This is a genomic window from Nocardia sp. NPDC058497, from assembly GCF_042720195.1.
Lineage (GTDB): Bacteria > Actinomycetota > Actinomycetes > Mycobacteriales > Mycobacteriaceae > Nocardia.
The window spans coordinates 1-9,831 of sequence record NZ_JBHXMY010000199.1 but is presented as its reverse complement, the minus strand read 5'-3'; the positions used below and the strand labels follow the sequence as shown (position 1 = coordinate 9,831).

At 70.1% G+C, this 9,831-nt stretch carries 12 protein-coding genes; 7 read left to right on the top strand and 5 right to left on the bottom strand.

The features are described 5' to 3' along the window. The first annotated feature begins 150 nt into the window (after window positions 1-150). The 3 genes from ACFWPJ_RS15630 (at window position 151) to purU (ending at window position 2,499) form a co-directional block, all read left to right on the top strand. Entirely contained in the window at window positions 151-444 is a 294-nt protein-coding gene (locus ACFWPJ_RS15630; RefSeq protein ID WP_378851759.1) for a DUF2516 family protein, read from the top strand. A gap of 91 nt (window positions 445-535) precedes the next feature. Beyond that, window positions 536-1,588: an alpha/beta fold hydrolase gene (locus ACFWPJ_RS15625; protein WP_378851754.1), complete on the top strand. Its 1,053-nt coding sequence runs from the start codon at window positions 536-538 to the stop codon at window positions 1,586-1,588. Between the two features lie 20 nt (window positions 1,589-1,608). Further along, window positions 1,609-2,499 carry a formyltetrahydrofolate deformylase gene (gene purU / locus ACFWPJ_RS15620; RefSeq protein WP_378851751.1) on the top strand — a complete coding sequence of 297 codons (891 nt, stop codon included), beginning with the start codon at window positions 1,609-1,611 and terminating at the stop codon, window positions 2,497-2,499. A 4-nt stretch (window positions 2,500-2,503) separates the two neighbouring features. On the opposite strand, the gene ACFWPJ_RS15615 is transcribed toward purU, so the two are convergent. Continuing rightward, window positions 2,504-3,031 carry a GNAT family N-acetyltransferase gene (locus tag ACFWPJ_RS15615; protein WP_378851748.1) on the bottom strand — a complete coding sequence of 176 codons (528 nt, stop codon included), beginning with the start codon at window positions 3,029-3,031 and terminating at the stop codon, window positions 2,504-2,506. A gap of 122 nt (window positions 3,032-3,153) precedes the next feature. Between ACFWPJ_RS15615 and deoC the strand changes: the two genes are divergently transcribed. Continuing rightward, window positions 3,154-3,825: a deoxyribose-phosphate aldolase gene (gene deoC / locus ACFWPJ_RS15610; protein ID WP_378851745.1), complete on the top strand. Its 672-nt coding sequence runs from the start codon at window positions 3,154-3,156 to the stop codon at window positions 3,823-3,825. A 1-nt stretch (window position 3,826) separates the two neighbouring features. Here the strand turns inward: deoC and ACFWPJ_RS15605 are convergent, their stop codons facing one another. Beyond that, entirely contained in the window at window positions 3,827-4,561 is a 735-nt protein-coding gene (locus ACFWPJ_RS15605; RefSeq protein WP_378851742.1) for a DUF2993 domain-containing protein, read from the bottom strand. A 106-nt stretch (window positions 4,562-4,667) separates the two neighbouring features. Between ACFWPJ_RS15605 and ACFWPJ_RS15600 the strand changes: the two genes are divergently transcribed. Further along, the gene (locus ACFWPJ_RS15600; protein ID WP_378851739.1) at window positions 4,668-5,276 is read left to right on the top strand and encodes a hypothetical protein; all 609 of its coding nucleotides are present in this window, start codon (window positions 4,668-4,670) and stop codon (window positions 5,274-5,276) included. Here ACFWPJ_RS15600 and ACFWPJ_RS15595 read toward each other — a convergent pair. The 3 genes from ACFWPJ_RS15595 to ACFWPJ_RS15585 are packed head-to-tail and all read right to left on the bottom strand — an operon-like array spanning window position 5,262 to window position 7,121. After that, the gene (locus ACFWPJ_RS15595; RefSeq protein WP_378851756.1) at window positions 5,262-6,056 is read right to left on the bottom strand and encodes a class I SAM-dependent methyltransferase; all 795 of its coding nucleotides are present in this window, start codon (window positions 6,054-6,056) and stop codon (window positions 5,262-5,264) included. The two genes, ACFWPJ_RS15600 and ACFWPJ_RS15595, sit on opposite strands and share 15 nt — an antisense overlap. A gap of 2 nt (window positions 6,057-6,058) precedes the next feature. Further along, window positions 6,059-6,583, bottom strand: coding sequence for a DUF2505 domain-containing protein (locus ACFWPJ_RS15590; protein WP_378851736.1), 525 nt, complete (start codon window positions 6,581-6,583; stop codon window positions 6,059-6,061). Between the two features lie 52 nt (window positions 6,584-6,635). Beyond that, window positions 6,636-7,121: a DUF2505 domain-containing protein gene (locus ACFWPJ_RS15585; protein ID WP_378851733.1), complete on the bottom strand. Its 486-nt coding sequence runs from the start codon at window positions 7,119-7,121 to the stop codon at window positions 6,636-6,638. Window positions 7,122-7,242: 121 nt separating this feature from the next. Between ACFWPJ_RS15585 and ACFWPJ_RS15580 the strand changes: the two genes are divergently transcribed. Together ACFWPJ_RS15580 and ACFWPJ_RS15575 are read left to right on the top strand one after the other, a co-directional pair. Continuing rightward, complete coding sequence (locus tag ACFWPJ_RS15580) at window positions 7,243-8,361, top strand: UDP-N-acetylmuramate dehydrogenase (RefSeq protein ID WP_378851731.1); 1,119 nt, start codon at window positions 7,243-7,245, stop codon at window positions 8,359-8,361. A gap of 127 nt (window positions 8,362-8,488) precedes the next feature. After that, window positions 8,489-9,688 carry an Ig-like domain-containing protein gene (locus ACFWPJ_RS15575; RefSeq protein ID WP_378851728.1) on the top strand — a complete coding sequence of 400 codons (1,200 nt, stop codon included), beginning with the start codon at window positions 8,489-8,491 and terminating at the stop codon, window positions 9,686-9,688. Window positions 9,689-9,831 lie beyond the last annotated feature (143 nt).

Sequence of the window (9,831 nt, the reverse complement as noted above, 5' to 3'; positions counted from 1 at the left end):
CCAAAGCCGGCCCGGGAGCCCAACAGGGCCCCCCCCACCATGGCCGCGCCTAATACGCCCTATAAACGCGCCGTCACGTACCCCCCCCCACCCGCGCCCCCCCCCATAGGGGGGGCGGGGGGCCGCTGTTCGTATGATGGGAGTGTGAACCTGGTAAACGGTGTGACGTCGCTGATCCTGCTGGTCCTGTGGGTGGTGGCATTCGGCGCGACGGTGTTCGCGCTCATCCACGCCGTGCGCCAGCGCGCCGAGGCCTTCACGGCCGTCGACAAGATGACCAAGCCCATCTGGCTGGCGATCCTGGCCGGCGCGATGGTGTTCCTGCTGCTCGGGGTCGCCGGCTTCGGCATGCTGACCTCGTTCATCGCCATCATCGCGACCGGTGTCTACCTCGCCGACGTGCGCCCGAAGATCGACGAGGTGCAGCGCGGGCCGCGCTGGTAACAGCGCCGCGGCGAAATAATGCCGCGGACCTCTCGCGGTTCAGTGGTACACGGTGTTACTGTATCCATCAGTAACACAAAGGAGTGTGCCGATGCGTGCAAAGCTGCCGACGGCTCTGCTGAACCTGGTCGATTCCGCGTCCATCGCGGTCAAGGCCACCCTGGCGGCCCACCGGGCCGATCTGCGGACGCGGACCCACGGGATCGCGGCCTTCGATCCGCCGACGATCCCGCACGAGGTGATCCCGGTGGTCACCGCGGACGGCGCCCGCCTGCGGGTCCACGCCTACGGCCCGGTCGACGCGCCCGTCATCGTGTTCGCGCACGGCTGGACCTGTTCCATCGAATACTGGAACGCCCAGATCAACGCCTTCGCTGGCGAGTACCGCGTGATCGCCTACGACCAGCGCGGCCACGGCGAGTCGACCAACGGCTACGCCCGCCCCAGCACCGACCTGCTCGCCGACGACCTGTGCGAGGTGCTCGACGCGGCCCTGCTGCCCGGTCAGCGCGCGGTCCTTGTCGGCCACAGCATGGGCGGGATGACGCTCATCGCCTGGGCCGGCCGCTATCCCGAACGGGTCGCCGAACAGGCCGAGGCTGTCGTACTCACCAACACCGGCGCGCACTCGCTGGTCGAGGTGTCGACCATGGTCCCCGGCCTGAACAAGCCGCTGCGCCTGCTGCGGGGCAGGCAGATGCCGACCCCGGACTGGCTCGGCAAGCTCTTCCTCGGCACGCCGGTCGTCTTCCCGCCGATCGCTCCCGTGCGCTGGATCTTCGCCCGCCAGATCATGACGCTGGACACCTCACCGGAGAAGCTGAGCTACGCGCTGTCGGTGGTGCGTGGCTGCCCGATGCTGACCCGCGCGCGCTACGGACGGCTGCTGGCCGCGCTGCACCTGGGCGACGCCGCGAGCAACTTCTGCGTGCCGACCACCGTGCTGGCCGGTGACCGCGACGACATGACTCCGGCCGTGCACGCCGAGCGCCTCGCCGAGCTGCTGCGCAAGGCGGGCACCCTGGCCAAGTTCAAGGTCCTGCCGACCGGGCATCTCGGCAATGTCGAGCGCTACGACCTGTTCAACGCCGAACTGCGCGAGGTGCTCGCCGCCGTCCGTGAGCCTGTGCGCGCGCTGGCCTGACCGCCTGCGAGGATGGGCAGATGAGTTCTGCCCCTGTGACCTCGGATGACCGCCGGTTCGTGCTGACCCTCGGCTGCCCGGACCGGCCGGGCATCATCGCCCGGATCTCGTCGTTCATCGCCGCGTTCGGCGGCTCGATCGTGGAGGCCGGCTACCACTCCGACGGTGACATCGGCTGGTTCTTCACCCGGCAGGCGGTCAAGGCCTCGACGGTGCCCTTCGGCATCGACGAACTGCGCGCCCGCTTCGCCGAGGTCGCCGCCGAGTTCGGTCCCGAGACCGACTGGCACCTGCACGACTCCGGCGCACCCCGCCGGGCGGTGCTGCTGGTCAGCAAGGACGGGCACTGCCTGCACGACCTGCTCGGCCGGGCTGCCGCCGGTGAGCTGCCCGCGACCATCGAGGCCGTCATCGGCAATCACCCCGACCTGGCCGGGATGACCGAGGCGCACGGCGTGAAGTTCCACTACGTGCCGTTCCCGAAGGACCCCGCCGAGCGCGGCCCCGCCTTCGCGCAGGTGCGCGACCTCGTCGACGCCCACGATCCGCACGCGGTGGTGCTGGCCCGCTTCATGCAGGTGCTGCCCGCCGAACTCTGCGAGCACTGGGCGGGCCGGGCGATCAACATCCACCACAGCTTCCTGCCCTCGTTCGTCGGCGCGCGGCCGTATCACCAGGCGTATGACCGCGGCGTGAAGCTGATCGGCGCGACCTGCCACTACGTCACCGCCGAGCTGGACGCGGGCCCGATCATCGAGCAGGACGTCATCCGGGTCGACCACGCCGACGACGTCCGCGACATGGTGCGTCAGGGCCGCGACATCGAGCGGGTCGTGCTGGCGCGCGGGCTGCGCTGGCACCTGGAAGGCCGGGTGCTCGTGCACGGCCGCCGCACGGTCGTCTTCGAGTAAGAACTCAGAGGTCGTAGAACGGGCCCGGGTAGCGGAATTCGCCGGTGACCGCCGGGTCGTAGGCCGTCAGCGGCCGCACCTGGAAGAACTCGGCCCAGTCCGCCTGGTCCGGCACGACGCCGAGCCGGGCGCCGGGGACGAAGCCGAAGCGGGCGTAGTAGTCGGGGTTGCCGACCAGGCCGACGACCGACTCGTCCAGCGCGTCCGCCGCGCCGAGCGCCGCGTGCGTCAGGGCCGAGCCGACGCCGGTCTTCTGATGATCGGGATCGACCCCGAGCGGGCCGAGCGCCAGCACCGGAAACGGGCCGATGCCCGCCCTGGTGAGGCAGATGTGCCCGACGACGGTGTCGTATTCGAGCGCGACCAGCGACAGCGTCGGCATCCACGACTCGTCGGTGCGTAGCGCGTCGACCAGCGCGACCTCGGGCGGTTCGGTGATCGACGGGTCCTCCGCGTAGTGCGGGGCGAAGGCGGCTCGATGGATGGCGGCGATCGCCGCGGCATCCGCAGGGGTCTCGCGACGGATCAGCACAATCGTCTCCGTGTCTGTGGACTGGGGGTCAAGTCTCCCGGATGTGGGTACGAGCGCGCAACGCTGTTTCCCGGACTGCCTGTGCAAGGGCGGTGGACTGGTCGTATGTCATGCTTCCGAGCATGACCGTCTCGACGCCGCTGACCCGGGCCGACGTGGCCGCGATGATCGATCACACCCTGCTCGCCCCCGAGGCCACTCCCGCCGAGGTCGAGGCCCTGATCGCCGAGGCGCGCAAGCTCGGGGTGTACGCGATCTGCGTGTCGCCGTCGATGCTGCCGTTGCGGGCGCCGGGGCTGGTCGTCGCGACCGTCGCCGGATTCCCGTCCGGGAAGCACCACTCGCTGGTCAAGGGCGCCGAGGCGCGGCTGGCGGTGGACCAGGGCGCCGCCGAAGTCGACATGGTGATCGACGTGGGCGCCGCGCTGGCCGGTGACTTCAACGCGGTGCTGTCCGATGTCATCACGGTGCGCGAGGCGACGACGGACCGGGGCGTCGTGCTCAAGGTGATCATCGAGTCGGCCGCGCTGACCGACGAGGCGATCGTCGGCGCGTGCCGGGCCGCCGAACAGGGTGGCGCCGACTTCGTGAAGACCTCCACCGGGTTCCATCCGGCGGGCGGGGCGAGCGTGCACGCGGTGCGGCTGATGGCCGAGACCGTCGGCGGGCGGCTCGGGGTCAAGGCCAGCGGCGGCATCCGCACCGCCGAGGACGCGGCGGCGATGATCGCGGCCGGTGCCACGCGGCTCGGGCTGTCGAAGTCGGCCGCCGTGCTGGACGGGTTCGCCGAGTAACTCAGCAGGAGAACTCGGCCTGCCGGTCGCTGGACACCGTCTCGAGCTGGGTCTTGCCGCCGGACAGCTGAACGACCACACCGTCATCGGTGACCTTCACTTCCTGCGCGCGCAGGCCGAGCGGGTAGCTCTGCAAGCTCTGGGTGAACACCTCGACGATGCCCTGCACCAGATCGGTGGGCAGGCCGATGCCGAGCAGCTGCGCGGACTTCGTCTCCACCTCGACATTGCCGTTGCGCACCATCGGCTGCACCTCGAGCTGTGCCAGGCCGCCGAGCACGTCGAGGGTGATCAGGCCGGTGCTCGACGAGGACCGCACGCCGCTGACCATGCCGCCCAGCGTCTGCGCGATGCCGTCGTTGTTCCAGGTCACCTCGGCCGAGGAGCTGCCGATGGTGCCGCCGCCGCGGCCGCGATCGACCAGTTCGATGTCCTCGAACTCCGCGTGCACGACCATCCCGACCGCGGGACCGAACTTGTTGTCCTCGCTGTCGATGCTCACCGAGCCGACCTTGCCGTCGAGGTAGGTGATCAGCATCGGCTTCGGGCCGAAGCTCACGTCGATGCTCGAGCCCATCTCCTGCTCGAACGAACTGCTGATGCAGCGCGAGATCTGGTGGCGGGCATAGGCTTCGGTGCCCGCGATCGCCGCGACGAGTAGCACGGCGACCACGACCAAGGCGATCACCAGCGGGCGCCGACCGACCTTCGGGCGTTGGGGTGTCTGCGTGCTCATGGGATCGGATTCTTCCCGAACTTTCTGTGTCTGCTCTGAGGACGCAGTGAAAGCCTTCGTAGCAAAGTGTGAGCTGACGCACTTTCGGCGGCGTAGCCTGAAACCCATGACTGGCGAGGGTGTGCGCCGGGTGCAGGGGACGGCGGACCATCGGTGGCGGGTGCTGCGGCGGCTCGCGGGCCGCCACGCGGGCTTCTTCACGACCCGGCAGGTGCTGCGGACCGGCTGTGAGCTGCAGGTCAGGGCCGCGCTCGGCGACGGAACGGTGACCAGGGCGGGGGTCGGGATGATGCGGCTGGCGCAGTGGCGGGCCGGTCCGCTCGACGAGTACGCGATGTGGGCGGCCTGGTTCGACGGGGCAGCGGCGGTGTCGTATCAGAGCGCGGCGGAGCTGCACGGGATCGGCCGATTACAGCCGCGGTTCCTGCATCTGTCGGTGTCGGCGGGCAGGCCGCCGGTGACGCCGCGGCTGGTGCTGACCCGGCGCAAGCTCGGCGGTCCCGATATCGAGTCGGCCGGGCCGTTCCTGGTGACCACGCCCGTGCGCACCGTGCTCGATCTGGCCGAGACCGAGATCTCGCAGTCGGCGCTCGACGAGGTGGTGGCCGACGCGGTCGCCATCCATCGCTGCGACACCGACGAGATCTGGTGGGGCGGACAGCAACTCGCGCCCCGGGCGGCCGCGCGGGTGCGGCGGGCGTTAACCGGCGTCTGACCAGCCGTTCGGCGCGACCGTCCGCCACGGCACCGACAGCACGCAGTCACGCATCCGGCGGCGATAGGCGCGCACCGGAAAGCCGTCGGCGCGCAGCAGTTCCGCCGCGCCCCCCCAGCGGATGCGCGGACCGAACGGTGCCAGCGCCGCCGACCGGTCCCACGCGCGATCGGCCGCCGTCAGCACGGCGTGCACGCCTTCGCCCGGAATGTTGCGGTGGATCAGCACCTTCGGCAGCCGCTCGGCGATATCGGACGGGCGCTCCACGGTGAACGGATCCCAGGACAGTGTCAGCGAGAGCGGGCGGTGCCGGTCGAGCAGCACCCAGGCGGAGCGGCGGCCGAGCTCGTCGCAGGTGCCGTCGACCAGCAGGCCGCCGGGCGCGAGGTTCGACTGGATGCGGGCCCACGCGTCGGGGACCGCGTCCTCGGGGTACTGGCGCAGCACGTTGAACGCGCGGACCAGCACCGGGTTCAGGCCGGCCAGCTCGAAACCGCCGCGGGCGAAACGCACGCCGTCGCGGCCGTCGACGACCCGGGCCGGATCGATCTCGAGACCGACCACCTGGAGGTCAGGGCGGAGGGCGCGCAGGCGGGCGGCCAGCTCGAAGGTCGTCCACGGTGCGGCGCCGTAGCCGAGGTCGACCACCAACGGGTCGGTGGCGGTGCGCAGGCGCGCGGTCACCAGGTCGTCGTGCACCAGCCAGCGGTCGCTGCGGCGCAGGCGGTTGACGCCGGTCGTGCCGCGGGTGATCGTGCCGACCGGTGCGAGTCCCTTGATCGTCAGACCGTCTTCTTCGCGTCTTCGGAGAGCCAGCGCGCGGTCTCCTCCTGCTCGGCCCGGAACAGGTCGACCAGGTTCACCAGCATCAGCTGCTCCAGGCGCGGGCCGACCATCGGGATGAACACCTTGGCGGTGGGGGAGAACCGCATGGTGGCGCCGGTCTCGGTGGGGAACAGGCGGATGGTGCCGTTGAGGCTGCCCGGACCGGCGGGGATGGAGGCGGAGAAGGTGCCCTCGGTCTCGTCGTGGGCGAACGGGCCCCAGCTCTCCTTGCGGGTGATGACCATGTCCTTGCGCATCACCGTCTGGGCGATCTCGGGGAGCATCTCGCGCGGCAGCGTGTGGGCTAGCACCACATCGATGCCCGAGTCGCTCACCTCGTGGCTGATCACCTCGTTGTGCGGGGAGTACTTCCGCATCTCGGCGACGCGCGCTTCCCAGTAATCCCTGCTCTGCAGCGCCGCGTAGAGCTCTTCGGTGGTGTGCAGGGGATAGCGGGCGGAGTAGTCAAGTCGACGTGCCATGTGCGGACACGTTACCGGGGCGCTCGAATCCGGCGCCCCGGACCTCCGCACGTCAGTGGGTGGCGAGCCACTGTTCGGTGAAGGCGGCCTCGTTGCCGAGCAGCTCGAGCAGGTGCTCGGAGATCGCGGCCTCGATCTTGCTTCCGAACAGCGGGATCTTCACCTCGATGGTGCCGTTGACGGTGGCGGTCGAGCCGGTGCCGTCGGCGGTCAGGGTGACGGTGGCGTTCACCTTGGCGGGTGCGCCGTCGACGTGGGCCTCGACGGTGCCGGTGGTGCCGCTGTAGGTCTCGGTGCGGGGAATCACCAGGTCACCGGGGCGGACCGCGGTGATGGCCGGCGGGAGCTGGTCGGCGGGGATGGCCTGGACCAACTGGGCGCGGACCGTGTTGCCGTCGCTGGAGAAGGAATCGAGCCGGGCGCCGGGGCCGCCGACCTCTTCGAGACGAGCCTTCCAGTACTGCTCGTCGGAGAACGCCGCGCGCACGGCCTCGACCGAATAGGTGTAGCGAGCCGTGAACGCCAGAGGTGTAGCCATGCGCGACACGCTACCGGGTGTCCATCGGTGCTCGCCCTGCTAGGGCGCGGGATCGGCGACTCACCGGTGCCGGTGTGTGCGGGAATGGACCTGCGGCCGCGATGTGGTCCATTATCGGCATGTGAACGCGGCGATCAACAAGGAATCCACCGGAAGCGTGGCGCAGGTGCGTGACCTGCTCGCCGATACCGGCGCGGTGGTGCGCGAATCGGTGCATCTGTCCGAACTGACGACCTTGCGGGTCGGTGGGCCCGCGCTGGTCGCCGAATGCGGCACTACCGACGCGCTGATCGCCACGGTACGGGCGCTGGACGCGGCCGGTGTCCGGGTGTTGCTGCTCGCCGGTGGATCGAACCTGCTCATCGACGACGCGGGCTTCGACGGTGTCGTGGTGCGGGTGGGAAATAAGGGAGTGCGGCTCCTGGGCAACAGCGTGGTCGCCGAAGCGGGCGCGAACTGGGACGAGGTGGTCTCGTTCACCGTCGACTTCGGTCTGGGCGGGCTGGAGTGCCTGTCTGGTATCCCCGGCTCGGCCGGTGCGACGCCGGTGCAGAACGTCGGCGCGTACGGCGTCGAGGTAGCCACACTGCTGCGGCAGGTGCAGCTGCTCGACCGCAAGACCGGCGAGGTGCGCTGGGTCGAGCCGGCCGAGCTCGGCTTCGGGTACCGGACCAGCGTGCTCAAGCACAGCGACGCCGAGGTGGTGCTCGCGGTCGAGTTCGCGCTCGATCCGTCGGGCATGAGCGCGCCGCTGCGCTACGGCGAACTGGCCAAGGCGCTGGGCGCGGGCGACGGCGAGACCCGCCCGGCCGCCGACGTGCGTGCGGAAGTGCTGCGGCTGCGGGCGGGCAAGGGCATGGTCCTCGACCCGGCCGATCACGACACCTGGAGCGCGGGCTCGTTCTTCACCAACCCGGTCGTCGGCGCGGATCGGCTGCCGCAGGTGCTGGCGGCGATCACCGCGCACCTCGGCGACGTGCCGGTGCCGACCTACCCCGCGCCTGACGGCACGAAGCTCTCGGCGGGCTGGCTGATCGAGCGGGCCGGATTCGCGAAGGGTTTCCCCGGTGAGCAGGCGGCGGCGCGGTTGTCGACCAAGCACACGCTCGCGCTGACCAACCGCGGCGCCGCGCGGGCGGCCGACATCGTCGAGCTGGCCCGCACGGTGCGCGCGGGCGTCCAGGAACGTTTCGGGGTCACGCTGGAACCGGAGCCGGTGCCGGTCGGCCTCACCCTGTGAGCCGGGCAGGTCGGTAGCTCGGCGTACATTCGATGCCGTGAGCAAACCTTCGGTAACCGCTTCGTTGCGTGCGCACGGGACGGCAGTTCAGCGTGGGCGGGCCATAATGGCCGCCGATGGCCGTGGCATGGGCATTCGACGTGGCCGGTCGCTGGTTGCGGTGATCTTGCTGGCCGTGCTCGTGGTGCTGACCGGATGCACGATCGACCGCCCCGGTGGGAACGCGGCGCCCGGACCGGTCGCGCAGGTCGCGGTCACGCCGTCGGCCGGTGCGACCGACGTCGACCCCGTGGCGCCGGTATCGGTCACCGTCTCCGACGGCCGGATCGACCAGATCGCGCTCACCAATGCCGGCGGCAAGCAGGTCGAAGGCAGACTCACCCCCGATCGCACGACGTACCAGATCACCGAGCCGCTCGGCTACAACGCCACCTACACCTGGACCGGCACCGCGATCGGCACCGACAACAAGCCGGTCCCGATCGACGGCACCTTCACCACCGTCAGCCCCACCTCGACGATCCCGGCCACGATCAATATCGGCGACGGCCAGGAGGTCGGCATCGCCGCCCCGATCATCCTGAAGTTCACCGGCCCGGTGACGAACAAGGCGGCCGTGGAGAAGGCGCTCACCGTCACCACCGATCCGGGCACCGAGGGCTCCTGGGCGTGGCTGCCCGACGACGGCGGTTCGCGGGTGCACTGGCGGCCCAAGAACTACTGGACCCCCGGCACCACCGTGCACGTGGCGGCCAAGCTCTACGGCGTCGACTTCGGCGGTGGCGCGTACGGCGACGCCGATCTCACCTCCGACTTCACCATCGGCCGCAGCCAGATCGTGATCGCCAACGCCCCGAGCCACCGCATGCAGGTGGTCCGCGACGGCGTCACCGTCTTCGACTTCGCCGTCTCCTACGGCGAGGGCAACGAGCCACGCAATGTCACCCGCTCGGGCACCCACGTGGTCACCGAGAAGTACGAGGACTTCCTGATGTCGAATCCGCCGTACTACACCAATGTTCGCGAGCGCTGGGCCGTGCGCATCTCCAACAACGGCGAATTCATCCACGCCAACCCGGAATCCCTGTCCGCCCAGGGTTCCTCCAACGTCACCAACGGCTGCATCAACCTCTCACCCGCCGACGCCCAGGCCTACTTCCCGACCGCCCGCTACGGCGACCCGGTCGAGGTCACCGGCACCTCCATCGAGCTCTCCCGGGCCGACGGCGACATCTACGACTGGGCCATCGACTGGCCGACCTGGCAGTCCATGTCGGCCTTGTCCGGCGGTTCCGCGCCAGGTGGATCGGCGGCAGGCCCGCGCTAGGGCTGGTGGACCGAGTTACGCGCTCGTTGTCCCCCGAGCCGAGTCGACCGCGCTGAGTGTTCACTCGCCCGCCGATCGGTCGAGATCGGGACCATCGGAGCGATTGGTGAATGCTCAGCGCATGCCCCCAGCGCAGTAGGCGG

Excerpts from the sequence above, each read along its gene's own strand:
- ACFWPJ_RS15625 (WP_378851754.1), top strand. The coding sequence starts at position 536 with ATGCGTGCAAAGCTGCCGACGGCTCTGCTGAACCTGGTCGATTCCGCG.
- ACFWPJ_RS15575 (WP_378851728.1), top strand. The coding sequence starts at position 8,489 with ATGGGCATTCGACGTGGCCGGTCGCTGGTTGCGGTGATCTTGCTGGCC.
- deoC (WP_378851745.1), top strand. The coding sequence starts at position 3,154 with ATGACCGTCTCGACGCCGCTGACCCGGGCCGACGTGGCCGCGATGATC.
- ACFWPJ_RS15600 (WP_378851739.1), top strand. The coding sequence starts at position 4,668 with ATGACTGGCGAGGGTGTGCGCCGGGTGCAGGGGACGGCGGACCATCGG.
- purU (WP_378851751.1), top strand. The coding sequence starts at position 1,609 with ATGAGTTCTGCCCCTGTGACCTCGGATGACCGCCGGTTCGTGCTGACC.
- ACFWPJ_RS15605 (WP_378851742.1), bottom strand. The coding sequence starts at position 4,561 with ATGAGCACGCAGACACCCCAACGCCCGAAGGTCGGTCGGCGCCCGCTG.
- ACFWPJ_RS15590 (WP_378851736.1), bottom strand. The coding sequence starts at position 6,583 with ATGGCACGTCGACTTGACTACTCCGCCCGCTATCCCCTGCACACCACC.
- ACFWPJ_RS15585 (WP_378851733.1), bottom strand. The coding sequence starts at position 7,121 with ATGGCTACACCTCTGGCGTTCACGGCTCGCTACACCTATTCGGTCGAG.